General features: G+C 68.2%; 24 protein-coding genes. 19 read left to right on the forward strand and 5 right to left on the reverse strand.

Going from position 1 to position 26,607, the window contains the following annotated elements:
- The first annotated feature begins 50 nt into the window (after positions 1-50).
- A complete protein-coding gene (locus tag ACFQ9R_RS22620) occupies positions 51-1,532 on the forward strand; it encodes an adenylate/guanylate cyclase domain-containing protein (RefSeq protein ID WP_378993049.1) in 1,482 nt (493 codons plus the stop codon).
- A gap of 12 nt (positions 1,533-1,544) precedes the next feature.
- On the opposite strand, the gene ACFQ9R_RS22625 is transcribed toward ACFQ9R_RS22620, so the two are convergent.
- A complete protein-coding gene (locus ACFQ9R_RS22625; protein ID WP_378993051.1) occupies positions 1,545-3,596 on the reverse strand; it encodes a thioredoxin domain-containing protein in 2,052 nt (683 codons plus the stop codon).
- 298 nt (positions 3,597-3,894) lie between these two features.
- On the opposite strand from ACFQ9R_RS22625, the gene ACFQ9R_RS22630 reads away from it, so the two are divergent.
- From ACFQ9R_RS22630 to ACFQ9R_RS22670, 9 genes are all read left to right on the forward strand, one after another.
- Positions 3,895-5,073, forward strand: a complete 1,179-nt coding sequence (locus ACFQ9R_RS22630; RefSeq protein ID WP_378993052.1) for an MFS transporter — start codon at positions 3,895-3,897, stop codon at positions 5,071-5,073.
- 5 nt (positions 5,074-5,078) lie between these two features.
- Positions 5,079-6,314: an aminotransferase class I/II-fold pyridoxal phosphate-dependent enzyme gene (locus ACFQ9R_RS22635; RefSeq protein WP_378993054.1), complete on the forward strand. Its 1,236-nt coding sequence runs from the start codon at positions 5,079-5,081 to the stop codon at positions 6,312-6,314.
- Positions 6,311-7,876, forward strand: coding sequence for an acyl-CoA carboxylase subunit beta (locus ACFQ9R_RS22640; RefSeq protein WP_378993055.1), 1,566 nt, complete (start codon positions 6,311-6,313; stop codon positions 7,874-7,876). Before ACFQ9R_RS22635 ends, ACFQ9R_RS22640 begins: the two co-directional genes overlap by 4 nt.
- Complete coding sequence (locus tag ACFQ9R_RS22645) at positions 7,873-9,870, forward strand: acetyl/propionyl/methylcrotonyl-CoA carboxylase subunit alpha (RefSeq protein ID WP_378993057.1); 1,998 nt, start codon at positions 7,873-7,875, stop codon at positions 9,868-9,870. The genes ACFQ9R_RS22640 and ACFQ9R_RS22645 overlap by 4 nt, the downstream gene beginning before the upstream one ends.
- A gap of 41 nt (positions 9,871-9,911) precedes the next feature.
- Positions 9,912-11,507: an ABC transporter substrate-binding protein gene (locus ACFQ9R_RS22650; RefSeq protein ID WP_378993059.1), complete on the forward strand. Its 1,596-nt coding sequence runs from the start codon at positions 9,912-9,914 to the stop codon at positions 11,505-11,507.
- Between the two features lie 6 nt (positions 11,508-11,513).
- Positions 11,514-12,518 carry an ABC transporter permease gene (locus ACFQ9R_RS22655; RefSeq protein WP_378993060.1) on the forward strand — a complete coding sequence of 335 codons (1,005 nt, stop codon included), beginning with the start codon at positions 11,514-11,516 and terminating at the stop codon, positions 12,516-12,518.
- Entirely contained in the window at positions 12,515-13,357 is an 843-nt protein-coding gene (locus tag ACFQ9R_RS22660; RefSeq protein WP_378993062.1) for an ABC transporter permease, read from the forward strand. Before ACFQ9R_RS22655 ends, ACFQ9R_RS22660 begins: the two co-directional genes overlap by 4 nt.
- Entirely contained in the window at positions 13,354-15,141 is a 1,788-nt protein-coding gene (locus tag ACFQ9R_RS22665; RefSeq protein ID WP_378993064.1) for a dipeptide ABC transporter ATP-binding protein, read from the forward strand. The genes ACFQ9R_RS22660 and ACFQ9R_RS22665 overlap by 4 nt, the downstream gene beginning before the upstream one ends.
- A 71-nt stretch (positions 15,142-15,212) precedes the next feature.
- Positions 15,213-15,998, forward strand: coding sequence for a helix-turn-helix domain-containing protein (locus ACFQ9R_RS22670; RefSeq protein WP_378993066.1), 786 nt, complete (start codon positions 15,213-15,215; stop codon positions 15,996-15,998).
- A gap of 17 nt (positions 15,999-16,015) precedes the next feature.
- Here ACFQ9R_RS22670 and ACFQ9R_RS22675 read toward each other — a convergent pair whose 3' ends face one another.
- Positions 16,016-16,636, reverse strand: coding sequence for an alpha/beta fold hydrolase (locus ACFQ9R_RS22675; RefSeq protein WP_378993068.1), 621 nt, complete (start codon positions 16,634-16,636; stop codon positions 16,016-16,018).
- 4 nt (positions 16,637-16,640) lie between these two features.
- On the reverse strand, positions 16,641-16,796 hold the full coding sequence (locus tag ACFQ9R_RS22680) for a hypothetical protein (protein ID WP_378993069.1): 156 nt from the start codon (positions 16,794-16,796) through the stop codon (positions 16,641-16,643).
- Positions 16,797-16,945: 149 nt separating this feature from the next.
- Here ACFQ9R_RS22680 and ACFQ9R_RS22685 point away from each other — a divergent pair, with 149 nt between their 5' ends.
- The 8 genes from ACFQ9R_RS22685 to ACFQ9R_RS22720 all read left to right on the forward strand — a co-directional run bounded on the left by ACFQ9R_RS22685 (position 16,946) and on the right by ACFQ9R_RS22720 (position 24,842).
- A complete protein-coding gene (locus ACFQ9R_RS22685; RefSeq protein WP_378993071.1) occupies positions 16,946-18,148 on the forward strand; it encodes a transcriptional regulator in 1,203 nt (400 codons plus the stop codon).
- An 87-nt stretch (positions 18,149-18,235) separates the two neighbouring features.
- Positions 18,236-19,753: an aldehyde dehydrogenase gene (gene adh, locus ACFQ9R_RS22690; protein WP_378993073.1), complete on the forward strand. Its 1,518-nt coding sequence runs from the start codon at positions 18,236-18,238 to the stop codon at positions 19,751-19,753.
- Complete coding sequence (locus tag ACFQ9R_RS22695) at positions 19,753-20,130, forward strand: DUF779 domain-containing protein (RefSeq protein ID WP_378993074.1); 378 nt, start codon at positions 19,753-19,755, stop codon at positions 20,128-20,130. The genes adh and ACFQ9R_RS22695 overlap by 1 nt, the downstream gene beginning before the upstream one ends.
- A 161-nt stretch (positions 20,131-20,291) precedes the next feature.
- Entirely contained in the window at positions 20,292-21,719 is a 1,428-nt protein-coding gene (gene eat, locus ACFQ9R_RS22700) for an ethanolamine permease (RefSeq protein ID WP_378993075.1), read from the forward strand.
- Between the two features lie 74 nt (positions 21,720-21,793).
- Complete coding sequence (locus tag ACFQ9R_RS22705) at positions 21,794-23,206, forward strand: ethanolamine ammonia-lyase subunit EutB (protein WP_378993076.1); 1,413 nt, start codon at positions 21,794-21,796, stop codon at positions 23,204-23,206.
- 59 nt (positions 23,207-23,265) lie between these two features.
- Positions 23,266-24,102: an ethanolamine ammonia-lyase subunit EutC gene (gene eutC, locus ACFQ9R_RS22710; protein ID WP_378993078.1), complete on the forward strand. Its 837-nt coding sequence runs from the start codon at positions 23,266-23,268 to the stop codon at positions 24,100-24,102.
- A 75-nt stretch (positions 24,103-24,177) separates the two neighbouring features.
- Entirely contained in the window at positions 24,178-24,576 is a 399-nt protein-coding gene (locus ACFQ9R_RS22715; RefSeq protein WP_378636247.1) for an NUDIX domain-containing protein, read from the forward strand.
- Between the two features lie 92 nt (positions 24,577-24,668).
- Positions 24,669-24,842 (forward strand): hypothetical protein, encoded by a 174-nt coding sequence (locus tag ACFQ9R_RS22720; RefSeq protein ID WP_378993080.1) that lies wholly within the window; start codon positions 24,669-24,671, stop codon positions 24,840-24,842.
- Here the strand turns inward: ACFQ9R_RS22720 and ACFQ9R_RS22725 are convergent.
- The gene (locus ACFQ9R_RS22725) at positions 24,839-25,084 is read right to left on the reverse strand and encodes a hypothetical protein (RefSeq protein ID WP_378636354.1); all 246 of its coding nucleotides are present in this window, start codon (positions 25,082-25,084) and stop codon (positions 24,839-24,841) included. The two genes, ACFQ9R_RS22720 and ACFQ9R_RS22725, sit on opposite strands and share 4 nt — an antisense overlap.
- Positions 25,084-25,950: a mycothiol conjugate amidase Mca gene (gene mca, locus ACFQ9R_RS22730; RefSeq protein WP_378993082.1), complete on the reverse strand. Its 867-nt coding sequence runs from the start codon at positions 25,948-25,950 to the stop codon at positions 25,084-25,086. The genes ACFQ9R_RS22725 and mca overlap by 1 nt, the downstream gene beginning before the upstream one ends.
- 120 nt (positions 25,951-26,070) lie before the next feature.
- Between mca and ACFQ9R_RS22735 the strand changes: the two genes are divergently transcribed.
- Positions 26,071-26,535 (forward strand): DUF4307 domain-containing protein, encoded by a 465-nt coding sequence (locus tag ACFQ9R_RS22735; protein WP_378993084.1) that lies wholly within the window; start codon positions 26,071-26,073, stop codon positions 26,533-26,535.
- Positions 26,536-26,607 lie beyond the last annotated feature (72 nt).

Here is a 26,607-nt window from a genome sequence, read left to right on the forward strand (position 1 = left end):
GCAGCTCGTGATGCCCGGGCGTCCTCGGGCGCCGGGCTCGGGCGTGCGCGGTGAACCGGCTGGTCCGGTGGGCGCTGCGGTCCTACTGGGGACTCGCGCTGGTGGTCATCACCGCCAATATGGTCGGGGTGGCGGCCATCTTCCTGGTCAGCTGGGCGGGTGGCGTGTTCACCCGGATCGGCGACGACTGGAGTGACGCGGCCGTCCTGATCCTGATCTACCCGGTGCTCGCCTTCACCCTCGGGATCGGCATCGCGCTCTACGACCGGCGCCGATATATGCGCTGGCTCGACGACAACCGCAAACCGACGCCGGAGGAAGCGCGGGTCCTGATCCGGCTGCCCGCCGCGATCACCCTGCGCGCGATCATCCTGTGGACACCGGGCGTCGCGTTGACCGTGTGGCTCGTCGACCGGTACACCGACTATCACAACATCACCGTGCTGCTGGCCGGATTCGCCCTCGGCGGGCTGGAGGCCGCGGGCGCGATCTACCTGATCCTCGACCGCCTGATCCGCCCGGCCGTGCCGATCATCGCCGCGGTGCTCGGGCCGACCGTCCATCCCAGCTCGACCGTACTGGTGCGGGTGCTCGTCACCTGGGCGGTGTCCAGCGCGCTGCCGGCGCTGATCATCATCGTCGTCCTCAGCGACACGACCACCCCGGCATCGGACCGGGTGCGCGCGGCGTGGCTGTTCTCGATCGTCGCGCTCGGCGTGGGCGCCCTCGCCACCGCGCTGCTCGCGCGCTCGGTGGCCACGCCGATGCGCACGATGTACCGGGCGCTGGACCGGATCACCCGCGGCGAACTCGATGTGCGGGTGCCCGTCGGCAGCGCGAGCGAGATCGGCCGCCTCGAACACTCCGTCAACGAACTCGCCGCCACCCTGCGCGACCAGATGCACACCGAGGACGTCTTCGGTAGGCACGTCGGCTCCACGGTGGCCGAACGCGCACTGTCGGGCAGCTCCGACCTCACCGGCGATGTGCGCATCGTCTCGGCGTTGTTCGTCGACGTCACCGGCTCGGTGCAGCTCTCCGCCGAAATGGCCCCCGAGGATTTCGTCCACAAACTCAACCGGCTGCTCGCCACCGTCGTAGCGGCCACCGAGGACAACGGCGGCCTGGTGAACAAGTTCGCCGGCGACGCCGCGCTGTGCATCTTCGGCGCGCCTTCCGCACTCCAGGACAACGCCACCCCCGCCCTGCGCGCCGCCCGCCGCATCCGCGACGAAGTAGTCGCCACCGGCGAGCTCGACGTCGGCATCGGCGTCGCTCGCGGCCAGGTCTTCGCCGGCGACGTGGGCGCCGACACCCGCCTCGAATTCACCGTCATCGGCGACGCGGTCAACGAAGCGGCCCGCCTCACGACGGTGGCGAAGGAAGCACCGCGGCGGGTGTTGGTCAGCGATGCGATCTGGCAGGCCGCGACCCCGGCCGAACGAGCCAAATGGAAGCGCTACAAGGACTTACGGCTGCGCGGAATCCCCGGCCGAACCCGGACCTGGACGGACATCTCACCGAGAAAGTGAGAACCAGGTCCGTTACCGCCGTAGCGAAGCCGTCAGGGCGGCGGGATCGGTGACCGGGAGGTCACAGACCGAGCCACGGCAGACATAGGCGGCGGGGGCGCCGTTGACGAGGGGGCGGTCGGTGAGGAGCGGGGCGGTGTTCGGCGGGGCCGCGAGGATGATCGAGCCGCCAGGGGCGCTGGCACGGGCGGCGGCCAGGAGTTCCATTGCCGTGGCTGACTTCTCGGTGGCCGCGATGGCTACCTGGTACGGGCCGCGGACCGCCGCTTCGGCGACGGAGAGCCAATTGCCCGCGGTGCGGGGTGCGCGAGCCAGCAGGATCGCGCCGAGGGCGAGGGTCTGGTCGGCGAGTTCGCGATAGCGGATGGCTCGGTCGGTATCGGCGACCGCCGAGGCGGTGAGGAGGGCCTCGGCCAACGCGGAGGCGCCGGACGGGGTGGCGCCGTCGACGGGGTCGCGGGGACGGGCGACCAGGGTTTCGGCGTCGTCGGCGGTGTCGAACCAGCTGCCGGGGCGTTCGGGATCGGCGAAGTGGTCGATCGTGTTGTCCAGCAACAGCTGTGCGGCGGCGAGCCAGTCGGATTCGCCGGTGGCCTGGTAGAGGGCGAGCAGGCCGGTGACGAACCAGGCGTAGTCCTCGAGGACGCCGGGCGGGGTGCCCGCGACGCCGTCGAGGGAGGCGCGGCGCAGTCGGCCGTCGACGAGGTGGACGTCGAGCAGGTAGCGGGCGCAGCGCACGGCGGCGGCGATCCACGACGGTTCTTCCAGTGCCGCACCGGCTTCCGCGAGCGCGGTGATGGTCATGCCGTTCCAGGCGGTGACCACTTTGTCGTCGCGGGCGGGCTGGGGGCGCCGGGTGCGGGCCTCGAACAACTGAGCGCGCAGTCGATCGAAACGGGACGACTGCTCGGCGTCGACGGGATCGCTGTGGCGGGTGAGCACCGAGGTGCCCTGTTCGAAATTACCGGCGGTGCCGACGCCGAAAGCGTCGGCGGCCCACATGCCGTCGAGCGGGCCGAGTTCGCCGATCAGCTCGGCCGGCGTCCACACATAGGTCGCGCCTTCGACGCCGGGCCCCTCCGGTTCGAGGTGGGTATCGGCGTCGAGAGCGGAGGCGAAACCGCCCTGCGCCGTCCCGAGATCACCGAGCAGGAATTCGACCGTCTCCCGGGTCACCCTGTGCGGCAACGACTCCAGCGGGGTCACGGGCGCGCGACGCGCGAGATGGGCGTAGGCGCGCAGCAAGAGGGCGTTGTCGTAGAGCATTTTCTCGAAGTGCGGCACGAGCCACCCGGCGTCGACGGAGTAGCGCGCGAACCCGCCGCGCAACTGGTCGTAGATTCCGCCACGCGCCATCGCCTCGGCCGTGCGCTCGACCACGTCGAACACCGACTGGTCGCCGGTCCGCTCCCAGTGCCGCAGCAGCCCTTCCAGCAACGCCGACGGTGGAAACTTCGGCGCCCCACCGAATCCGCCGTGCGTCGAGTCCTCGTCGGCGACGATCGCGGGCACGGCCTTGTCGAGAAGATCAGGGGCAATCGCGAATTCGGCGTCGGGCAGACCCGATGCCTGCGCCTGGAGCGCATCGGTCACCTGCCGCGCGGCCTTGTCCACATCGTCGCGCCGGTTGCGCCAGGTCTCGGTCACCGCGCTGAGCAACTGCGTGAACGACGGCATGCCGCCGCGCGGCTGCTTCGGGTAGTAGGTACCGCAGTAGAACGGCGCGCCGTCGGGCGTGAGGAAGCACGTCATGGGCCAGCCGCCCTGCCCGGTCATGGCCACGGTGGCGTTCATGTACACCGCGTCAAGATCGGGACGCTCCTCCCGATCCACCTTCACGCAGACGAAGTCGGCGTTCATCTGCTCGGCCGTGGCGAGGTCGGCGAAGGACTCGTGGGCCATCACATGGCACCAGTGGCAGCTCGCGTATCCGATCGACAGCAGGATCGGCACATTGCGCACGGCGGCCTCGGCTAGCGCGTCGGCATCCCACTCCCGCCAGTGGACGGGGTTGTCGGCGTGTTGACGCAGATAGGGCGAGGTCGCACCGGCCAATCGGTTCACGAGTTCCACCCTGCCATACGCGACGAACGCCGGCTGCGCCCCATGTGGTGGACACCGACTTCGCCCGGCCAGCGGTGGTCAGGCAATTTCTTCGCATCCCCTGTGCGGCCCACCGCGTGGTCACGAATCCGCCATCGATTATTTACCTTTCCTACTGAAATCAACGCGATCGCAACGGTGTTCGACCGCTTCGCCTGGCCGTATACCTATAACTCGGATCCAGCGTCCTGCGTGATTCGCTCGGCCATAGGGGAGTGCATTGTCTGTGCAAGCGGAAACCGGCGAAATTCCGGCTTCCGTGGCAACACGCCGAGCAGTTGTCACAACGGCATGTGTCGCGGTCGCGGTCGCCCAAATGGCGACCACCATCTACCTGCCGAGCATGCCTGCGCTGGGCGCCGACATCGGCGCCGGCGACAGCGTCCTGCAGCTGTCGGTGGCCGTGTTCGTGGTGTTCGCCGCGCTCCCGGTCGTCGCGTGGGGAAGGGCGGCGGAACGGTTCGGCCGGGTTCCCGCCTTCGTCGCGGCCGGGCTGTGCTTCGTCCTCGCCAGCGCGGGCCTCGCGCTGATCACCAACGCCCCTGAGTTGCTCGGGCTGCGCGTGGTCCAGGCGATCGGGGCGGGCGGGATCGCGGTCGTCGGCCGGATGATGATCAAGGATCTGTTCACCGGCGCGGAGCTCGCGCGCCAACTCGCGCTGCTGTCGATGGCCTTCGTCGTCGCGCTCGGCGGCGGGCAGGTGATCGGCGGCATCGTCACCTCGACGGTCGGGTGGCGGTACGGATTCGCCGTGCTGGCCGTGCTCGCGGCGGTGCCGGTCGCCTTCGCCCTGCGCATCTCACTGCCCCGACGCGAAACCGGGCCGAAAGACAAAGGCACAGCCAGACGCCTTTTCACCGACCGGATCTTCGTCGTCAGCGCGGTGGCGGGCGGCATCGGATTCGCCGTCATCGTGATGATCCAGCAGAAGTCCGCGTTCATCTTCACCGACCGTTTCGCGCTCGCGCCGTGGGTGTTCGGCCTGTTCGGCGTCTTCTACGGTGCCGCCTACCTCGGCGGCGCGACCTACGTCCGCCGGCGTGTGAGACAGGTGGGAGCGCACGCCATGATGCGCCAGGGCGCGGTGATCATGCTCGCGGGCTGCGTGCTCGTCACCGTCGTGTGGGCCGTCGATCTGCCCCGGGCGATCGCGCTGCCGGTCTTCCTCGCCGGGTACGTCACCACGACCTTCGGCCAGGCGACGCTGTTCCCCAACAGCGCCGCGCACGCTGTCAGCCACCTCGCCACCGGAGCCGCCATCGCCGTCTCGTGGTGCGCGCTGGTGCAGCAGGGCCTCGCGGGCATCGCCTCGCTGGCAGGCCCCACCCTGTCCGGGCTCCTCGCCTGGTCCATCGCCATCACCCTGCTCGCCGCGGTGAACGTACTCGTCGTCGCGGCGCCCGAGAAAACTGACGCACCCTCGCCAACAAAGGAATGAACGGAATGGCCAGAAACCAATTCGCAAATATCCGCAGGCAGTTGCAACTGAGCAACACATTCTGGGACGACAGCACCACGCACGGACTGGTCGACATCATCGCCGATGATATGCGGGAGGGAATTGTCCATTCCCGCGACGGTCGAACGATCGTCAACTTCTCGTCCTATTCCTATCTCGGTTTGGACAGCGATCCACGAATCATCGAGGGCGCCCATCGCGGGCTCGACGAAACCGCGACGATCAATTCTTCTATTTCCCGGATGCGCATCCGGCTCGGTCTGCTGGAGGAGGCCGAACAGCGGCTCTCCCGGACCTTCGGCGCGCAGACGGTCACCGTGTCGTCGTGTGCGGCCGCCGCGTGGGCGACCTTGCCGCTGCTCGCCTCCGGTGAGCTCACCGACGGGCACCCGCCGCTGGTGGTCTTCGACAAGAACGCGCACTTCTGCTTGAACGCGATGAAGCCACTGGTCGCGGACGAGACCGAGTTGGTCACGATCGAGCACAACGACATCGCCGCCCTGGAAGAGTTGTGCCGCACGCATTCGCACGTGGCCTATGTCGCCGACGGGGTCTACAGCACCGGCGGCGGCGCACCGCTCGCCGAGTTGCACCGGCTCCAGGATCGATACGGCTTGTTCTTGTATTTCGATGAGGCGCACGGCATTTCGACGTTGGGCAGCCACGGCCGCGGATACGTTCTCGGAGCCTACGAGGGCTGGCGGGAACGAACCCTCGTGATCGCCTCGCTCAACAAAGGCTTCGGCGCCAGCGGCGGCGTGATCTTCTTCGGCGCGGCGGGCGACGCGTCCCGCACGCCCACCCTGTTGCGCACGAGCGGCCCGCTGATGTGGTCGCAGCGCGTCAACACCGCCGGACTCGGCGCGATCATCGCCGCCTGCGACCTCCACGACGACGGCACCGTCGACCGGCTCCAGGTCGCGCTCCAGGAACGGGTCCGCCTGTTCGACTCGCTGGTCGACACCGACCTCGCCGGTGACGGCCTGCCGATCCGGTTCGTGAGCATCGGGCAGGAGGACGTCACCGTCGCCGTGGCCCGGGACATGCTCGACGCCGGTTTCTACACCTCGCCGGTGTTCTTCCCGATCATCCGCCGCGGCAGCGCGGGCCTGCGCCTGATGCTGCGGGCCGACCTCGACCCCGACACGATCCGCCGCTTCGCCGACACCCTGAGCTCGAGTCTCGCCGCGCATCAGGACCGGGAGGAACTACCAGCATGACCGCCGTCATCGAGAACACCCTCGGATTCGAAGCCCAACGCGCCCTGCTGCGTGACCACACCGCCGAGATCGTGGCGCCGCGCCGGCGCCACGGTGACGCGAAACTGCCGGTGCGCGAACGGGTCAACCGCATCCTGGACCCGGGGACACCGTTCCTGGAGATCGGTCGCCTCGCCGCGCACGAGGTCTACGACACCGATCTGCCCGCGGCCGCGCTGATCGTCGGCATCGGCACCATCCACGGCAGACCGTGCATGGTGTTCGCCAACGACCCGCACGTGAAGGGCGGAACCTTCTATCCGCTCACGATCAAGAAGCACCTGCGGGGGCAGAAGCTGGCCAGGGAGTACCGCCTGCCGTGTGTGTATCTGGCCGACTCGGGCGGGATCTACCTGCCGTTGCAGGAGGAGATCTTCCCCGACGAGGAGCACCTCGGAAAGATGTTCCGCAATATCGCGGAGATGTCGGCCCTCGGCTTGCCGCAGATCTCGGCCGTGCTCGGCATCTGCACGGCGGGTGGCGCCTACATCCCGGCGATGAGCGATGAGACCGTGATGGTCAAGGATCTGAGCACCGTCTTCCTCGGCGGGCCGCAGCTGGTGGAGGCCGCCACGGGCGTGGTGGTCGACGCGCAGACTCTCGGCGGCGCCGATCTGCACGTCCGCGACACCGCGGTGGCCGATCATCTCGCGGCGAACGAACTGGAAGCGCTGGCCATGGTGCGCGACATCGTGTCCCGTACCCCCGGTGACCGTGTGCATCCGCCGGCCTTCGAGGCGCTCGAGCCCGCCGACGATCCGGCGCGGCTGCCGGATCTGATTCCGGCGACCACCAAGAAGGAGATGGACGTCCGCGCGATTCTGCGCTGCGTGGTCGATGCCACCTCGTGGGTCGAGTACCGCAAGGACTACGGCATCACGATCGTGTGCGCGACCGCCCGGATCGCGGGTTACGAGGTGGGGATCATCGCCAATCAGGGCGTGATCTTCCCCGACAGCGCGCTCAAGGCCACCAACTTCATCCAGATCTGCGAACAGCGCCGCATTCCACTGTTGTTCGTGCACAACGTGAGTGGGTTCATGGTCGGCGAGGAGTACGAGCGGGCCGGAATCGCCAAACACGGCGCGAAGATGGTGAACGCGGTCTCGTGCGCCACGGTGCCGAAGATCTCGCTGGTGATCGGCGGCAGTTTCGGCGCCGCCAATTTCGCGATGTCGGGGCGGTCGATGGGCGGCCAGTTCATGGCGATGTGGCCCAATGCCCGCTCCACCGGGGTCGGTGGCGAACAGGCAGCGGCGGTGATGGCGATCCTCAAGCGTGACCGGCTGCGCCGCGAGGGCAAGGAGCTCAGCGCCGCCGAGGAAGCCGCCATCAAGCAGCCGATCATCGACAGCTTCGAGCGCCAATCGCTGCCGACCTACATCGCGGCCCGCATGTGGATCGACGCCGTGGTCGAACCGGAGGACACCCGCTCGTGGTTGGCACGGTGCCTGTCGCTGGCGCACGAGCGCTGGGATCGGCCGCAGCCCGCGGGTTCGAACTTCGGGGTGTTCAGGCTGTGATCTCCCGACTACTCATCGCGAACCGGGGCGAGATCGCCGCCCGGATCGCCCGCACCTGCGATCGCCTCGGCATCGAGTACGTGACCGTGAGCGTGGCGGCGGACCGGTCGCTCACCTATCACGCGGCGGCGGTGTCGACCGTCGCGCTGCCCGAGGGGTATCTCGATATCGAGGCGCTGGTGCACGCCGCGACCGAAACCGGTTGTGACGCGGTGCATCCGGGATACGGGTTCCTGTCCGAGAACGCCGATTTCGCGCGCGCGGTCCGGGCTGCCGGATTGGTGTTCGCCGGCCCGAGTTCCCGGGTGATCGAGACGATGGCCGACAAGTCCTCCGCGCGCCAGGTCATGGCCGAGGCGGGTGTGCCGGTACTGCCCGGCACCGTGCGGGCGAGCGAAGACCTCGACGCCCTGGTGGGCGGGGCAGCCGACATCGGGTACCCGCTGATCGTCAAGCCCGCGGGCGGCGGTGGCGGCAAGGGCATGTCGGTGGTGCGCTCGGCCGCCGGACTGCGCGAGGCACTGGCGTCTGCTTCCCGCACCGCGACAGCGGCTTTCGCCGACGGCCGCCTGCATCTGGAGCGGTACGTCGAGCGCGCACGTCACATCGAGGTGCAGGTCTTCGGCGACGAATTCGGCCACGCTGTTCACCTTTTCGATCGCGACTGCTCGCTGCAACGGCGGCATCAGAAGGTGATCGAGGAGGCCCCGGCCCCACGGATTCCCGATGCGGTGCGCGCGGCGATGTTCGCCGCCGCGGTGCAGGGGACGAAGGCTCTCCAGTACGTGGGCGCGGGGACTTTCGAGTTCCTGCTGGTCGGTGACGAGTTCTTCTTCATCGAGATGAACACGCGCTTGCAGGTGGAGCACACCGTCACCGAGGAGATCACCGGCCTCGATCTGGTGGAGTGGCAATTGCGGGTCGCCGCGGGCGAACCACTGCCCGCCGAGCAGGCGGACATCGCGTACTCGGGCGCTTCGGTGCAGGTGCGGATGTACGCCGAGGACCCGTTCCGGTCGTTCCTGCCGTGCCCTGGCGGGCTGGAGGTCACCCACTGGCCGGATGTTCGCGTCGAACGCGCCTTCACCCGCCGGCTCGATGTCAGCGGCGGGTTCGATCCGATGATCGCCAAACTCGTCGCCACCGGCACCACCCGCGACGACGCGCTCGCCGCCGCACGGCGAGCATGCGAAGACATTCGCTGGCAGGGTATTTCGACCAACCTCGGTTTCGTCGCACGTGTGCTCGCCGCACCGATCGTCGCGGCCGCCGAGCACGACACCGCCTATCTGGACCGGATCGATCCGGTCGCCGAGTTCGCCGATCCCGACGAACTGAGCGCCCTCGCGGTGGCCGCCGCGCTGACCGCACCCGACCGTGCGACACCATGGTCGACCGGGGCGCCTGGAGGTGATCGGGCCTGGCTCGATCCCACCGATCGCGACCTCGGCAGCCTCGATCTGTCGGTCGACGGGCGCGCCTTCACGGTGCGAGTCGGCGGCTACGAGGGCGACGCGGTGCTCGTGCGCGAGGGAACCGTCGACTCGAGCGGCACCGCCGCGCAAGCCACCACCGGCCCTGATGCCACAACCCGGCCGACGACCGATGTGGGCATCACCGCTCGGCGAACCGACGGCGACACGATCACGGTCGGCTCCACCCCCTGTGTCGTTCGACGCGACGGCGAGGGCTGGAGCTGCCAGGTAGCCGGGGTTTCCCGGCAGGTGCGCTACGCCGAATACCGCTCGCTCGGCACAACGGCGACGGATCCCGAGATCCGCTCGCCCATGCCGGGCACCCTCGTGCAGCTCCACGTCGAATCGGGCAACCCGGTCGAGAAGGGACAGCTGCTCGGCGTGGTCGAGGCCATGAAGCTCGAACACGAACTGACCGCCACCCATGCGGGGATCGTCACCGTGACCGCGGCCGAAGGCGCCGTGGTCACCACAGCTCAATCACTGTTTCTCATCGAAGAGAGGGGCGCCGCGCTGTGATGCGACATCGGCGACTACTTGCCACAGCTCTGGTATCGGCGGTGGCCGTGCTGGCGACCGCGTGTGGTGGAACGGACACCGCGGCACGCGAATCGGCGCAACCGGTCAGCGGCGGCTCGTTGACGTGGGGGGTGGAGACCGAGCCGACCACGTTGAACCCGCACCTCAACGGGCAGAGCAATACGCACCTGATGTTGCGCAACGTCTTCGAGTCGCTCCTCGCGCGCACCACCGAGGGCGGTTTCGTCTCGTGGCTGGCCACCGGCCACGAGATCTCGCCCGACGGGCTCACCTACACCTTCCCCCTGCGTGAGGGCGTGAAGTTCACCGACGGCAATCCGCTCACCGCGACCGCCGTGGCGCGCAACTTCACCACGATGCAGGACGTGTCCTATTCCGGCGGCTGGTCCGCCGGGCCGCTGTCACATCTGGCCGCGGTCACCGCCCGCGACGAGCGCACCGTGGTGTTCACCCTGAAGGACCCGTACGCGCCGTTCCTCGACTTCGCCGCCGGTTTCCCCATCATCTCCTCGGCCGCGTGGGACAAGCCGCAGCTCAAGGCCGGTGGGCCGGAGATCGCGGGGACCGGTCCGTTCATCCTCGACCGCTACGTGAAGGGTCAGGAACTGCACTTCCGCAAGAACCCCGACTACAACTGGGCGCCGCAGAGCGCCAAGCATCAGGGTCCGGCCTACCTCGACGAGGTGACCTACCGTTTCCTGCCCGAGTCGTCGGTGCGCACCGGCGCGCTCACCTCCGGTCAGGTCGACCTCATCGAAGGCGTCTCCGGCAACGACGCCGCACTGTTCCGGGACAATCCCGACTTCACCTATTCGACCGGGCTGAACAACGGCAGCCCGTACACGCTGTACTGGAACGCGACCTCCGGCCCGGCCACCGATCAACGAGTCCGCAAGGCGCTCAACAACTCCGTCGACGTGAACGCGGTGCTGCAGTCGATCTATCGCGGCGAGCGCACCCGCGGCTGGGGCATCGCCTCCAGCGTGGACACCCTGTTCTACGACAAGAGCATCGAGGGCACCTACGGCGCCGACAAGACCGCCTCGAACCGGCTGCTCGACGAAGCAGGCTGGACGGCAAAGGATTCCGACGGGTTCCGGACCAAGGACGGCCAGCGGCTGACCGTCGAACTGGTGCAGGCCCAGTCGACGGTGCGCGATCAGCGTGAGGTGCTGTTGCAGGCGGTGCAGGCGCAGGCCAAGCAGAACGCGGGCATCGATCTGAAGCTGTCCTACGTCGACCTCGGCACCTACAGCGAGCTCCGCAAGAAGAACGCCTTCGGGTCGATCGCCAACTCCGACACCATCACCGGCGGCATCGACATCGAGAACCACTGGTACCCGCCGACGCCGCTGGGCACGCTGAACTACAGCCGCGCCACCGATCCCGAACTGTCCACCTGGCTGCGGGCCGCCGCCTCGACCACCGACTCCGCCGAGCGGGCCAAGCAGTACGCGGCGTTGCAGCGCTTCGCGATCGTCGACAAGGCCTACGGGCTGCCGCTCTACATTCCCGAGAACCAGATCGCGACGGCGGCCCACGTGTACGGCGCGGGATACCGTCCGTACAAGCAGCTCGCGGAGAACGCGTACGACATCTGGGTCGATCGTGGATAGCCACCGATGACGACGGAAGCGATCCCACCGGAGGTCGTGACCACCACCGTGGACAGCGATGCTCGCGTCGGCACAGCCAAACGGATCACGCTGCGGGTGATCACGGGTCTCGGCGTGCTGTGGGGCGCGACCACGCTGTCGTTCCTCGGTGTGCGGCTGGCGCCGGGCGACACGGTCGACGTGTTGCTCGGCGAACAGCAGCGCACCCCGGAGGTCGAGGCCGCCATCCGTGCCGAATGGGGACTCGACAGCCCGGCCGTTGTCCAGTACGCCCGCTACCTGTGGAATGTGGCGCACGGGGATTTCGGCCGCTCCTACGTGTTGCAGCGGCCGGTGTCGGAAGTCATCGGCTCGCAGGCAGGCCCCACCTTGGCGCTGACCGGTGCCGCGTTGCTGGTGGCGCTGGTGTTCGCGGTCGTCGTCGCGACGAGCACGGCGCAGCGGCGGCGATCGCGCGCCATCGCGAACGCGGTGGAACTGGCGCTTGTTTCGACGCCCTCCTTCTGGCTCGGCATCGTGTTGCTGTCGGTGTTCAGCTTCCAGCTGAAGATCTTTCCGGTGGCGGCGAACAAGGGGCTGTCGGCCTTGGTCCTGCCCGCACTCGCGCTCGGTCTGTCGCTGGGCGCGGTGATCTCCCAGGTGCTGCGTGACGGGCTGGAGCGAGCGCTCGACGAACCGTTCGCGGTGACGGTGCGGTCGTGGTCGGTGAGCGAGAGCGCGCTGCGGCTGCGGCACGGGTTGCGCCACGCGGCCCTGCCCGCGGTGACCCTGACCGGCTGGTTGGTCGGCGGATTGCTGGGCGGTGCAGTGATCATCGAAGAAGTCTTCGGTCGACCCGGCCTGGGGCGGGTGACCGTCGAAGCCGTTCTCGCACAGGATCTTCCAGTGGTGCTCGCGGTGGCGATCCTCTCGGCGTTCGTCTACGTGGTGATCAGCACGCTGGTCGACCTGCTCTACCTGTGGCTCGACCCACGCCTGCGCCGTGACTCACGCAATGGAGGGGATCGATGACGGCCACCCGAGTACCGCACGCACAGGGCTTCGCCGTCGCGCCGGGCGTCGCGGTCGCCGCGCTGACCGTGGGACTGGTCGTGATCGCGGTGGTCGCACCTTCCCTGCTGACCGGTGCCGATCCGCTCGCCGCCGATCCCCTTGCCGCCCAACTGCCGCCGAGTGCGCAGCATTGGTTCGGCACCGATCACCTGGGCCGCGACGTTCTCACCCGGGTCATCCACGGTGCGCGCTACTCGCTGCTGATCGGCGTCACCGCCGTCGCGATCGCGGTGGTGGCGGGCACGGCGCTCGGCCTGCTGTCCGGGCTGGCGCGCGGGCCGCTCGACGAGCTGATCACCCGGTTCCTCGACGTGGTCTCGGCCTTCCCCGATCTCCTGCTCGCACTGGTCCTGATCTCGTTCACCGGTCCCGGCACCACGAACCTGATCTTCGCGCTCGGCATCGCCTCGATCCCCCGGTTCGCCAGGGTGGTGCGCGCGCAGACCCTCGTCGTGCAGGAGTCCGGGTATGTCGAACAGGCACGGACTTTCGGGCTCACCAGAGCAACGCTGGTGCGGCGGCACGTCCTGCCGCACGCGGTCGCGCAGGTCCCGATCCTGGCCACCATCGGCCTCGGCACCGCGATCCTCGGCGCGGCCGGTCTGAGCTTCCTGGGGATGGGCCCGCAGCCGCCGGAACCGGAATGGGGCGCGATGCTCGCCGAGGGACGTAACTATCTGCGCAATGCCTGGTGGATCGCCGTGCTGCCCGGCGTGGCGGTGACCGCCACGGTGATCGCGGTGAGCTCGCTCGGCCGGCACTGGCAGCGGCACTACGACGGAAGGCCATCGGTATGAGTCTGATCGCGGTCGAGAATCTGCGAGTCGGGTTCGCGGGCAAGGAAGTGGTGCACGGCATCGATCTGCGGATCGAGCCGGGCGAGGCCGTCGCCCTCGTCGGTGAATCCGGGTCGGGCAAATCGGTGACGGCGCGCGCGCTGGTCGGCCTGGCCGGTCCGGGCGCAGGCGTGCGGGCAGACCGTCTCGAACTCTTCGGGCAGGACGCGCGCAATCATCGCGATCGGCAGTGGCGGCGAATCCGCGGCAGCGACATCGGATTCGTACTCCAGGACGCGTTGGTCTCCCTCGATCCGCTGTACTCGATCGGTAGCCAACTCGCCGAAGCGCAACGCGCGCTGACCGACCTGCGCGGGCAGGCACTCACCGCCCGCACCGTGCGACTGCTCACCGACGTCGGTGTCCCCGAACCCGAACTGCGGCTGCGCCAATATCCCCACGAGCTGTCCGGCGGACTCCGCCAGCGCGTGCTGATCGCGACAGCGCTCGCAGGCGATCCACGACTCATCATCGCCGACGAGCCGACCACAGCGCTCGATGTGACTGTCCAGCAACAGATCCTCGAGCTGCTCCGTGCACGCAAGGCCGAAGGCACGGCACTGCTCCTGATCAGCCACGACTTGGCAGTGGTTGCCGAGGTGGCCGACCGGGTGCTGGTCATGCGGGAGGGGGAGGTCGTCGAGGAAGGCAGCACACACGACGTGCTGACCCGTCCGGAGCATCCGTACACGAAGAAGCTGCTGGCGGCCGTACCCTCCGCCGCCTCGCGCGGTTCGAAGCTGGCGGTTTCCGGCCAGCCCGCCGAGCTACCGCTGCCCTACCCCACCTCGCCACCGCCGAAGGTCGCGGGCGCCACCGCATCGCCACGGCCGAAGAACCCGACTGCCACCGCAACGCCGGAATCGGAGCCGGTTCGCGCCGCATCGACGGCAAGCCCAACCAGCGGACACACAGAGGAACCCGGGTTGCGCGAGCCATTGCCACCGCGCTCGGTCGACAACACCCGGGTCGTGCTCTCGGTCCGCAACCTGCGCAAGACCTACGGCTCCGGATCGGCCGCCCGCACCGTGGTCGACAACGTCGACTTCGACCTGTTCGGCGGCGAAACTCTGGGCATCGTCGGCGAATCGGGTTCGGGCAAGACCACCACGGCCCGCCTCGCGCTGCGGCTCATCACACCGTCGTCCGGACGGGTGGTCGTCGACGGCGAACCGTGGAGTGAGCTCTCCGACAAGGCATTACGGCCGCTGCGTGGCGCGGCGCAACTGATCGCCCAGGACCCACTGAGCTCGTTCGACCCCCGCTACACCGTGGAGCGCGTCATCGGCGAAAGCCTCGACACCGTCGATCTGCGGGGCAAAGCCCGCACCCGGCGCGTCCGCGAGATCCTCGACGCGGTCGGCCTCGCCCGCGACCTGCTCCCCCGCCACCCCCGCACCCTCTCCGGCGGCCAACGCCAACGCGTAGCCATCGCCCGCGCCCTCGCCCCCAACCCCGCCCTCCTGGTCGCCGACGAGCCGCTGTCCGCCCTCGACGTCTCCGTCCAAGCCCAGATCCTCGACCTACTCGCCGAACTCCAATCCGAGTTCGGCACCGCCCTGCTGCTCATCTCCCACGACCTCGGCGTCGTGCACCACCTCGCCGACCGCGTCCTCGTCATGAAAGACGGCAGGGTCGTCGAATCCGGCGAGGCGGATTCCGTCCTGCGCGCACCCCAGCACGAATACACCCGCCAACTCGTCGCCTCGGTCCCCCGCCTCCCCGAGGCCGCCGATCGCCGATGACCACCACAGCGACGCCGACCCGAATCCCCGGGTCGCGACGTCCCCGGCGACACGTCGATACCCTGGTACGGGTGAGCGTCGATACCCGTTCGAAGATCCGCGGTTCCGCGCGGATACCGACCGCGTGGGCACGGCCGGGCCACATCGGGTACATCGGGCCGGATCTGCGGCCCGATACGCACTCGCCGCCGGTCGCGATGCTCACCGTGGGCCTGGACGGACCGCTGATCGTGCACACCACCCGCGGTCTGATTCGCACGGGCAGTTCCTTCGCGCCTGCCCGCACCGCCCACCGCGTCGTTGCCACGCAGGGGTGGATCCTGGTGTTGTTCATCGACCCGTCGAGTGCGCCCGCGACCATGATCGCCGACGAGATGACTTCCGCGGCAGGTACTTTCGGTCTCAGCCACCGCCGCGAGCGCGAACTCGTCGAGCTGTGTGGCCAACCCGGCGTCGACCCGGATCTGCTCTACAACCGCGCCGTCGCGGGCCCGACCCTCGACACGGACGCACGCATCGCCAGGCTCGCCGCCGCGATCCGCGACCAGCCCGCCAACGCGCTGCGCGCCGACCAGATCGCCGCGAACCTCGGCCTGTCCACCGGCCATTTCCTGCACCTGTTCACCCAGCACTGCGGCACCACGTTCCGCGGCTATCAACGCTGGAACCGCATGGTCACCGCGATCACCAACGCCGTCAACGGCCACGACCTCACCCGCTCCGCCATCGACGCCGGCTTCGCCACCCCCTCCCACTTCAGCGAATCCTTCCGCGCCATGATCGGCCTGCCCGCCACCACGATGCTGCAGGCCGGCATCCACTTCGACCTGGGTGCCGGGGCCGTCCGGCCCGGATGAGCAGCTCGGCTGCGCCATCAGAGCAGCAGACGCGCCAGTTCCGCGGGACTGGACACCATGACCATGTGCCCGCCGTCCATTTCGACCGGCTCGATCCCCAGCCGGGAGGCTACGAGTTCGCGCATGAAATCGGCTGGGAGGAATCGGTCGTCGCGCAGCAAGATGAACCGGGTCGGCACCTCGGGCCAAAACGCCAGCGGCCATGGGGACGTCATCGGCGTATCGGACTGGCCGCGCTCGTATTTCTCCGCCTCGGCCCGCTGCTCGGGGGTGAGCTGGTTGTAGAACACATCGTCATCACCGGAGGTCGCGTGTCCGGTGTTGGCCCACCAATCGCCTGGCGCCTCGCCAGGCGCCGGAATCATCGCCGATACCAACACCATTCGCTCCACAGGCACTCGATCGCACACCAGCGGTGCGGTGAACCCGCCGAACGAGTGCGCCACCACGACAACATCCCGGCGCGCGCCGATCGCCTCGACCACCGCGTCGGCGTATTCCGCCAACCCGGCGCTGTCGTCCTCGCTCGGCAACGACACGGGCACCGCGTCATGGCCGAGCCCGCGCAACTCGTCGGCCACCGGCCCCCAGTAACCCGCCGCGCACCCCGCTCCGGGGATCAGTATGAATGTGCTCACCTGGTCACCGCTCGACCGGTGAGTCTTCGCCGATCCGATCCTCCGAACCGAAGAACTCATCCGCGTCCCGGCACATCGTCGCGCCGTCCACCCGCGGCAACGTTCGATGGCGGGCGACCAGTTCGGCGGCACTTCGCCCGAGGCGACCTGGTGGCTCCACGGAGACAGGGTACGTCGCCGTCTCGCCGAGTCGGGCGTCTCCAGGTTTATCGGGTAGTTCGGCCTGACGAAACCGCTGCTCAGCGGGTGGCGCTGGGGCATGATGAAATGTGGAATCCTCGCCCAGTTCGTCTAGTAGGAAGACCCGAGATGGTGCAGCTCACGCTTTCCGCGCAGCGGGCTGCGCTGGAGCGGGAGTGGGCGATGTGGGTGCCGGGCGGGGTGGGGGTTTCGGGGGCAGGAGTGCGGTCCGAGGTGGCGCAGTCCTGGTCGCGGTCGTTGCGGACCGTGGATCCTGGGCGCGATCACGCGCCGGTCAGTGAGACCGATATCGGGCCACGGTGGGCGGAGTCGCCGTTGCGAGGGCCGGTGACCGAGCTGAAAGAGCAGTTGCACAGCGTCGCCGACGACGCGGGCTACGTCGCGGCGGTCACCGATGCTTCGGGGACGATTCTGTGGACATATGGCGGACCCGTGATGCGCAGACGCGCCGAGCAGGTGAACTTCGCGCCGGGTGGCCGATGGGACGAGGCGCACATGGGGACCAACGCCCTGTCGCTGGCGTTGCGCACCGACCAACCGCACACCGTGTTCTCGGCCGAGCATCTTGTCGCGGCCCTGCACGGCTGGGTCTGTTATTGCGCGCCGATCCGCGCCGCCGACGGGACCCTGCTCGGCGTGCTCGACCTGTCGACGACCTGGAAACGCTCACATCCGCTGGCCATGGCCACCGTGCGCACCATGACCAGCGCCATCGAATCGAAGTTGCACGCCGCCGTGCCCGCGCCCGCCGGAATGCGGCTGACCTGCCTCGGCACCGGCCGGTTGATGCGTGACGGTCAGCAGATCCGGTTGCGGCCACGCCATCTCGAGATCCTGACCCTGCTCGCCCTCGACGACGACGGCTACAGCCACGAACGCCTGCACTACGCCGTCTACGGTGATCGCGCGGTCGGCGCGAGCACTCTCAAATCGGAGATGTCGTACCTGCGCCGCGCCACCGGCGGCGACATCACCAGTCGCGTCTACCGCTTCACCACTCCCCTGTCCTGCGACGCCGTCGACGTGCTGCGCGCCATCGAGCGAGGCGACCTGGACACGGCCGTTCGCCTGTATCACGGCCCGCTGCTTCCCGATTCGGAGACACCGGGCATCAGCGAATGGCGCGACTACCTCGAAGTCGCCATGCGTAACGCGGTTCTCAACAGCCCGGACGCGAATCACGCACTGACATACGGCGATTCCGCCCCCGACGACATCGCCGTCCACGAACACGCCCTCGCGCTGCTCCCCACCCGCGACGCACGCCGCGCCGTCGCCGCCGCGCGCTTGCACAGCGCCCTTCGCGCCTGATCGGTCCGGCTTCAACGTTTCATCAACCCTGAGCGGGGATAGTGATGGGCGTCACGATTCACCGGAATCAGCGAGGAGCCACCGCACATGATCTACGCCAAGCCGGGCACCGAGGGCAGCGTCGTCAGCTACGCGCCGCGATACGACAATTTCATCGACGGCAAGTGGATTCCGCCGGTCGAAGGCCGCTATTTCGAGAACACCTCGCCGGTGGACGGGCAGCCGTTCTGCGAGATCGCCCGCTCGAGCGCCGCCGATGTGGAATTGGCGCTCGACGCCGCCCACCGTGCGGCCCCGGCCTGGGGTGAGACCTCGGCCGCCGAGCGCGCCAACATCCTCAACAAGATCGCCGACCGGATCGAGGCCAACCTCGAGGCCCTCGCCGTCGCCGAAACCTGGGACAACGGCAAGCCGGTCCGCGAAACCCTGGCCGCCGACCTCCCCTTGGCGGTCGACCACTTCCGCTACTTCGCCGGAGTGCTGCGCGCGCAGGAAGGCGGCATCAGCGAGGTCGACAAGGACACCATCGCCTATCACTTCCACGAGCCGCTCGGCGTTGTCGCGCAGATCATTCCGTGGAACTTCCCGATCCTGATGGCCACCTGGAAGCTGGCGCCCGCACTGGCCGCCGGAAACGCGGTGGTGCTCAAGCCCGCCGAGCAGACCCCGGCCTCGATCATGAAGGTCGTCGAACTCGTCGCGGATCTGCTGCCGCCGGGAGTTCTCAACGTGGTCAACGGTTTCGGCGTCGAAGCGGGTAAGCCGCTGGCCTCGAGCCCGCGCGTGGCGAAGGTCGCGTTCACCGGAGAGACCACCACCGGCCGGCTGATCATGCAGTACGCCAGCGAGAACATCATTCCGGTCACCCTCGAGCTGGGCGGCAAGAGCCCCAACATCTTCCTGCCCGATGTGATGGCCGCCGACGACGACTACCTGGACAAGGCGATCGAAGGATTCGTCATGTTCGCCCTCAACCAGGGCGAGGTGTGCACCTGTCCGTCGCGCGCGCTGATCGCCTCGTCGATCTACGACGAGTTCATGGCCCGCTGCGTCGAACGCACCAAGGCGATCATCAGCGGCAACCCGCTCGACGAGGCGACCATGATCGGCGCCCAGGCCAGCAACGATCAGTTCGAGAAGATCCTGTCCTACATCGACATCGGCAAGAAGGAAGGCGCCGAGGTGCTCACCGGCGGCGCGGTCCGCAGCGTCGACGGGCTGTCCGAGGGCTTCTACATCGAGCCGACGATCTTCAAGGGCAGCAACGACATGCGCGTGTTCCAGGAGGAGATCTTCGGCCCCGTCGTCGCGGTCACCACCTTCGACTCCACCGAGGAAGCGCTCTCGATCGCCAACGACACCCTCTACGGTCTCGGCGCCGGCGTGTGGACGCGCGATATGAACACCGCCTACCGCCTCGGCCGCGGCATCAAGGCAGGCCGGGTCTGGACCAACTGCTACCACGCCTACCCCGCGCACGCGGCGTTCGGCGGCTACAAGAAGTCCGGCATCGGGCGCGAGAACCACAAGATGATGCTCGATCACTACCAGCAGACCAAGAACATCCTGGTCAGCTACTCGGCGACGAAGCTCGGCTTCTTCTGATGGTGCAGCGCGTCGACCTCACCGAGAAGGCGGCGGCGCTGCTGCGGGACCTGACCGGGCAACACGGCCCGGTCATGTTCCACCAGTCCGGTGGGTGCTGCGATGGCAGCTCGCCGATGTGTTACCCGCGTGGCGAGTTCCGGGTGGGCGGTTCGGACGTGCTGCTCGGATACCTGCCGGGCGACACCCCGTTCTGGATGAGCGCCGACCAGTTCGAGTACTGGAAACACACCCACCTCACCGTCGACGTGGTGCCGGGCCGCGGCGGCGGATTCTCGCTCGAGGCTCCCGAGGGCGTGCGGTTCCTGATCCGCTCACGCCTGTTCACCGACGAGGAAGCGGCCGCGCTCGAATCGGCGCCGCCGCGAACCGGGTGATCTGAAACACCCGTAATCAGTTCGTTTCCGCAGGTCAGCGGTGCTCGATACGCACCGCTGACCTGACGGATCCACGGCCGTAACAGTCGTCAACCATTCTTCAACCCTCGACGATCACCGTTGCCGCCGAACGCGCTTTGCTTGTTGATGAGGAGCTCCACGTGAGTACAGAAATCAGCCCCGCCACCGGCGAGGGCGCACCGGTCGACGACTATCTCGCCAAACGCACCCTGCGCAAGGGCTCGGCGGGCTGGGTACTGCTCGCGGGCCTCGGCGTGAGCTACGTGATCTCCGGCGACTTCTCCGGCTGGAACTTCGGTCTCGCCGAGGGCGGATTCGGTGGCCTGCTGATCGCCACCGTCGTCATCGCCGCGATGTATCTGGCGATGGTGCTCGGCATGGCCGAGATGTCCTCGGCACTGCCCGCGGCGGGCGGCGGCTACACCTTCGCTCGGCGCGCGCTCGGCCCGTGGGGCGGATTCGCTACCGGCACAGCCATTCTCATCGAATACGCGATCGCGCCCGCCGCGATCGCCACCTTCATCGGCGCCTACGTGGAGTCGCTGAACCTGTTCGGGATCACCGACGGCTGGTGGGTGTATCTGGCGGTGTACGCGCTGTTCATCGGCATCCACCTGACCGGTGCGGGTGAGGCGCTCAAGGCGATGTTCGTGATCACCGGGATCGCGCTCGTCGGCCTGGTGATCTTCGCGTTCGCGGCCGTCGGCAAGTTCGACGCGACCAACCTGACCGATATCGCGGCCGATCCCGCGGCGACCGGGTCGTCGTCGTTCCTGCCGTTCGGCTACCTGGGCATCTGGGCCGCCATCCCGTTCGCGATCTGGTTCTTCCTCGCCGTCGAAGGCGTGCCGCTGGCCGCCGAGGAAGCCAGCGAGCCGGAGAAGAACGTGCCCAAGGGCATCATCGTCGCGATGCTGCTGCTGTGCGTCACCGGCGCGGTGGTGCTGTTCCTGGTCACCGGCGCGCTCGGCGCCCAGAGCGCCTCCGCCTCGGGCAACCCGCTCGTCGAGGCGCTGGGCGACAGCTCGATGGCCAAGGTGGTCAACTACATCGGCCTGGCCGGTCTGGTCGCCAGCTTCTTCTCCATCATCTACGCGTACTCCCGCCAGACCTTCGCCCTCTCGCGCGCCGGCTACCTGCCGACCGTCCTGTCGATCACCAACTCCCGCAAGGCGCCGGTGCTGGCGCTGATCGTGCCCGGCATCATCGGCTTCGCCCTCTCGCTCACCGGCAAGGGCGCGATGCTGCTGAACATGGCCGTCTTCGGCGCGGCGCTGAGCTACGTCCTGATGATGGTGTCCCACATCGTGCTCCGCGTGCGTGAACCCAACATGCCGCGCCCGTACCGCACGCCGGGCGGCATCGTTACCACGGCGTTCGCGCTGGTCATCGCGGCCGCATCGGTGGCGGCCACGTTCCTGGTCGACCAGCAGGCCGCGCTGTGGACGCTCGGTGTGTTCGTCGCCTTCATGGCCTACTTCGGGCTCTACAGTCGCAAACACCTGGTCGCCAAATCCCCGGACGAGGAGTTCGCGGCCATCGCCAAGGCGGAATCCGAGCTCGAGTAGACCGTCGGGCACCCGGCAGCGTCGCGCATGCTGCCGGGCTCCGGCGGCCGAGTACATCTCTCGAAAGGGACCCGATGACCGTGTACCGCAGCACAATCGGCGTCACGACCTACACCTTCGACGGTTTGATCGACCTGATGGCGAAAGCCACCCCCCTGCGCAGCGGCGACGAGCTCGCCGGTTGCGCGGCGGCCACCGATGCCGAACGTGCCGCGGCGCAGTGGGCGCTGGCCGAAGTTCCACTCATCACGTTCCTGAGCGACGTACTGGTGCCGTACGAGACCGACGAGGTCACCCGGCTGATCATCGACAGTCACGACCGATCGGCGTTCGCGCCGATCTCACATCTGACCGTCGGCGGATTGCGCGACTGGCTGCTCGCCGTCGCCGCCGCCGGCGATTCCGCGGCGACCCTGGCCGCGGTATCGCCGGGGCTGACGCCGGAGATGGTGGCCGCGGTCAGCAAGATCATGCGCAATCAGGATCTGATCGCGGTGGCCAAGGCGGCCGAGGTGACCGCGGGATTCCGCACCACCATCGGCCTGCCCGGCCGGTTGAGCACGCGGTTGCAGCCCAATCATCCCACCGACGATCCGCGCGGGATCGCCGCCGCCACCTTGGACGGGCTGCTGCTGGGCTGTGGCGACGCGGTGATCGGCATCAACCCCGCCACGGATTCACCGCAGGCCACCTCGGATCTCCTGCATCTGCTCGACGACGTGCGCCTGCGCTTCGACATCCCGACCCAGTCGTGCGTGCTCTCCCACGTCACCACGACCATCGGTTTGATCGAGGCGGGCGCGCCGGTGGATCTGGTGTTCCAGTCCGTCGCGGGCACCGAGGGCGCGAATACCGGCTTCGGCGTGAATATTTCGCTGTTGCGGGAGGGGAACGAAGCGGGACGATCCCTGCGGCGCGGCACCGTGGGCGACAACGTGATGTACCTCGAGACCGGGCAGGGATCGGCACTGAGCGCGAATGCCCATCTGGGCGTGGGTGATCGGCCGGTGGACCAGCAGACCCTCGAAGCGCGCGCCTACGCCGTAGCCCGGGATCTGCGACCGCTGCTGGTGAATACGGTCGTCGGCTTCATCGGACCCGAATACCTCTACGACGGCAAGCAGATCATCCGGGCCGGACTCGAAGACCACTTCTGCGGCAAGCTGCTCGGCCTGCCGATGGGCGTGGATGTCTGCTACACCAACCACGCCGAGGCCGACCAGGACGACATGGACACCCTGCTCACCCTGTTGGGTGCGGCCGGTTGCGCCTTCGTCATCGCGGTGCCCGGCGCCGACGACGTGATGCTCGGCTACCAGAGCCTGTCGTTCCACGATGCCCTGTATGCCCGCCAGGTCCTGAACCTGCGGCCCGCACCGGAATTCGAGGCCTGGCTGTCGGGGCTCGGCATGCTCGACGCGAACGGCCGTGTGCGACAGGTGGAACCGCTGTCCTCACCCCTGCGAGCCCTGACAGCCACTCGATGAGCGCACCGCGTCAGCCGGACGAGCCGCTCACGACCATCGACGCAGAAACGGAACCGCCTGTGACCCCACCTGTTCCGGCCCCACCGATCGCCGCTGCGCACGAGACGCAATCGCCTGTCGCCGAAGACTTCTGGCGAGATCTTCGGGGCAGTACGCAAGCCAGAATCGGGCTCGGCCGCACGGGCGACGCGTTGCCGACGACCGATGTCCTCACCTTGCGCGCCGCACACGCCGCGGCCCGTGACGCCGTGCACCTTCCTCTCGATGTCGCGACGTTCACCGAACACATCGCCGCACTCGGCCTCGGCACCCCGGTCACCGTAGCCAGCAGGGCGGCCGATCGCGCCGAGTACCTGCGCCGCCCCGATCTCGGCCGAGTGCCCGACGATCTCACCCCCGTCACCGCCAGCGGCGCGGACATCGGCGTCGTTCTCGCCGACGGGCTGTCCCCCTTGGCACTGTCCGAGCACGCCCCCGAACTCCTCGCCGCCCTGGCAACCGAACTCGGCGATCGCTACACCATGGCCCCACCGGTGATCGCCACCCAGGCCAGAGTGGCGCTGGGTGACCACATCGCCGAAGCCATGGGCGTGCGCACCGTTCTGGTGCTGATCGGCGAACGCCCGGGCCTCTCGGTCGCCGACAGCCTCGGCATCTACCTGACCCACCTACCACGCCCCGGCCGCGCGGACGCCGAACGCAACTGCGTCTCCAACATCCACCCACCCGACGGCCTCACCTACGCCGACGCCGCCCGCGTGGTGGCGGGTCTGGTCGCGGGAGCCCGCGCACTGGGTCGCTCGGGAGTCGACCTCAAAGACACCTCGCGTACCGACTCGCTGGCCGCAGCCGAAACGCTGACCGTCGACGCGCCGCCGCGGGCACCGTCTCGGTGAGCTGACCCAGACACCAGCGTGACGCGGAGCACGTTCGGCATGGAACGGGGCCGATCGCTCCTTAGAGTGATCCCCATGATCCGCACCGCCGCCCTCGCCCATGTCCGCGACCGCAGGCTGATTCAGACGCGCCCCGAAGGCAAAGATGTCTTCTACATGGCGGGCGGCAAGATCGACCCCGGCGAGACCCCTTTACAGGCGCTACATCGCGAGATCGAGGAAGAACTGGGCGTCGGGCTGGCCGGGGTCGCCGAGTTCGGCGTCTTCGAGGCCGAGGCTTTCGGGCACCGCCGCAACACCGGCCTGCACATGACCTGTTTCCGTGCCGAGCTCACCGGAGAACCCCACGCCACCGGCGAAATCGCCGAATTCCGCTACTTCACCGTGAGTGAATACGCCGCGATGGAGCACGTCGCACCCGGTTCGATGATGGTGTTCCGGCGCCTGCACGAACTCGACCTGATCGACTGGTAGGTCGCGCACGGCGTCGATTGGGTATCGGCAGAAACGAACCCGTCAACAGTGACGATCCCATAGTCGTGAACCTGCCGATAACCACCGCGCCGATGACAGTGTCCGAACGTCGCGCCGCCCTACGTCAACTCGTCGCACTGTTCGGCCTGATGAACACGATGATCGAGTTGAGTGCGGGCGGCGCGTCGCGGTCGGTGGCCGAACACGCCGCCACCGCGCGCGACCTGGTCGGCGAACTCGTCGCCGACCTCGCCGCGGCGCGCTAGGAGTTCTGTTTCGGTTCGGATTCCTCGACGGCGATCACACCGGGCTCGGTGCCGTCGTCGGCCTTCTGATCCGGTTCCGGGTGCTCGGGTTCGAACGTTTCCGGCAGGCCCTTGAGGTGCTTGTTCATCGAGCGGACCAGCAGCACCGTGCCTGCCAGCAGGATCAGGATGACCAGCAGCCCGAGCGGGGAAGCCTTGCCGAACTCGGGGCCCGTCGGTTGCTGTGCGAGGTAGACCAACATCACCGGTCGTTGTCCTCGATGCCGGCGAACAGGTCGGTCTCCGGGATGGCGGTGGACACGCGCGTCTTGGCCAATTCGAACTCCTCGGTCGGCCAGAGCCGCTGCTGCATCTCCAACGGGATCGCGAAGAACGCGCCGTTGGGATCGATCTGGGTCGCGTGGGCGCGCAGGGCGTCGTCACGCTGGGGGAAGTACTTCGAGCATTCGATCTGGGTGGTGACCCGGCCCATGATGTCGCCGCGGGCCGCCTGGTACTGCTTCATCCGGTCCAGCCACTCCTGCAGCGGGAAAGGTTCACCGATGCGCTCGTACTCCTCGGCGAAGGCTTCCAGGCGCTTCATGCTGAAGCCGTGGTCGTAGTAGAGCTTGAGCGGTGTCCACGGCTCGCCCGCCCCGGGGAACTTCGTGGGATCGCCCGCCGCCTCGTACGCGGCCATCGAGACCTCGTGGCAGCGGATGTGGTCCGGGTGCGGGTAGCCACCGTTCTCGTCGTAGGTGGTGATCACCTGCGGCTTGAACTCGCGGATCACGCGCACCAGCGCCTCGGTGGATTCCTCCAGCGGCACCAGCGCGAAGCAGCCCTCCGGCAGCGGCGGCAGCGGGTCGCCCTCGGGCAGGCCCGAGTCGACGAATCCCAGCCAGTGCTGGCGCACGCCGAGCGCGTGCGCGGCCGCGGCCATCTCCTCGCGCCGGACCTCGTTGATCCGGTCCAGCACACCGGGGGTGTCCATGGCCGGGTTCAGGATGCTGCCGCGCTCGCCGCCGGTCAACGTCACGACGAGCACCTCGACGCCCTCCGCGGCGTACCTGGCGGTCGTCGCGGCGCCCTTGCTCGATTCGTCGTCGGGGTGGGCGTGCACTGCCATGAGGCGAAGGCCACTCACTTCTCGTTCACCGTCGCTCTCGCTCGCGGGTGTCAGATGTCGTTACCTATAGTTCCATCCGACCCCCTGTTTGTTCCGACCACCCCCGGGAGCGCGAAAACGATGACCGAGCCCGCACCGGACTCCGCCGCGACCTCGGCCGCCGCAGCAGCGCGACACGCCGATCGATATGGCACGAAACCACCTGCGCGTCGCCTGTGGCTGATGGTTTTGCTCGGTGTCGGCGTGGTGGCGGCCGGCTTCGCGGTGGCCTATCTCGGCTTCCAGAAATATGGCCCCAAGGCGATCGAGACCGAGCAGCTGGGTTACGTGGTCGTCGACGACGCCACCCTGGACATGCGGATCAAGGTCACCCGCGACGACCCGCAGCAGGCCGTGGTCTGCTTCGTACGGGCGATGGACCGTGACGGTGCCGAGGTGGGCCGGCGCGAAATACTCGTGCCGGGCTCGGACTCGACCAGCGTGCAGGTGAGCACTACGGTGAAGTCGTCGGCACGCGCTTCGGCGGGCGATATTTATGGTTGCAGCGACCAGATTCCCGGGTATCTGCGCACCAGCGATCAGTGACACTGCACGGCGAATAGCCCGCCTGACTAGGCTGACCTGCATTTTTGTGAGACATGCTAAAATGGGCTGATA

It is taken from the genome of Nocardia sp. NPDC056541 (assembly GCF_042794235.1).
Lineage (GTDB): Bacteria > Actinomycetota > Actinomycetes > Mycobacteriales > Mycobacteriaceae > Nocardia.

What these genes read in the sequence shown, in the direction of transcription:
- ACFQ9R_RS22695 (WP_378993074.1), top strand. Translation starts at nt 19,753, where the DNA reads ATGGTGCAGCGCGTCGACCTCACCGAGAAGGCGGCGGCGCTGCTGCGG.
- adh (WP_378993073.1), top strand. Translation starts at nt 18,236, where the DNA reads ATGATCTACGCCAAGCCGGGCACCGAGGGCAGCGTCGTCAGCTACGCG.
- ACFQ9R_RS22715 (WP_378636247.1), top strand. Translation starts at nt 24,178, where the DNA reads ATGATCCGCACCGCCGCCCTCGCCCATGTCCGCGACCGCAGGCTGATT.
- ACFQ9R_RS22660 (WP_378993062.1), top strand. Translation starts at nt 12,515, where the DNA reads ATGACGGCCACCCGAGTACCGCACGCACAGGGCTTCGCCGTCGCGCCG.
- ACFQ9R_RS22735 (WP_378993084.1), top strand. Translation starts at nt 26,071, where the DNA reads ATGACCGAGCCCGCACCGGACTCCGCCGCGACCTCGGCCGCCGCAGCA.
- ACFQ9R_RS22655 (WP_378993060.1), top strand. Translation starts at nt 11,514, where the DNA reads ATGACGACGGAAGCGATCCCACCGGAGGTCGTGACCACCACCGTGGAC.
- ACFQ9R_RS22725 (WP_378636354.1), bottom strand. Translation starts at nt 25,084, where the DNA reads ATGTTGGTCTACCTCGCACAGCAACCGACGGGCCCCGAGTTCGGCAAG.
- ACFQ9R_RS22720 (WP_378993080.1), top strand. Translation starts at nt 24,669, where the DNA reads ATGACAGTGTCCGAACGTCGCGCCGCCCTACGTCAACTCGTCGCACTG.
- ACFQ9R_RS22685 (WP_378993071.1), top strand. Translation starts at nt 16,946, where the DNA reads ATGGTGCAGCTCACGCTTTCCGCGCAGCGGGCTGCGCTGGAGCGGGAG.
- ACFQ9R_RS22635 (WP_378993054.1), top strand. Translation starts at nt 5,079, where the DNA reads ATGGCCAGAAACCAATTCGCAAATATCCGCAGGCAGTTGCAACTGAGC.
- ACFQ9R_RS22640 (WP_378993055.1), top strand. Translation starts at nt 6,311, where the DNA reads ATGACCGCCGTCATCGAGAACACCCTCGGATTCGAAGCCCAACGCGCC.
- ACFQ9R_RS22665 (WP_378993064.1), top strand. Translation starts at nt 13,354, where the DNA reads ATGAGTCTGATCGCGGTCGAGAATCTGCGAGTCGGGTTCGCGGGCAAG.
- mca (WP_378993082.1), bottom strand. Translation starts at nt 25,950, where the DNA reads ATGGCAGTGCACGCCCACCCCGACGACGAATCGAGCAAGGGCGCCGCG.
- ACFQ9R_RS22705 (WP_378993076.1), top strand. Translation starts at nt 21,794, where the DNA reads ATGACCGTGTACCGCAGCACAATCGGCGTCACGACCTACACCTTCGAC.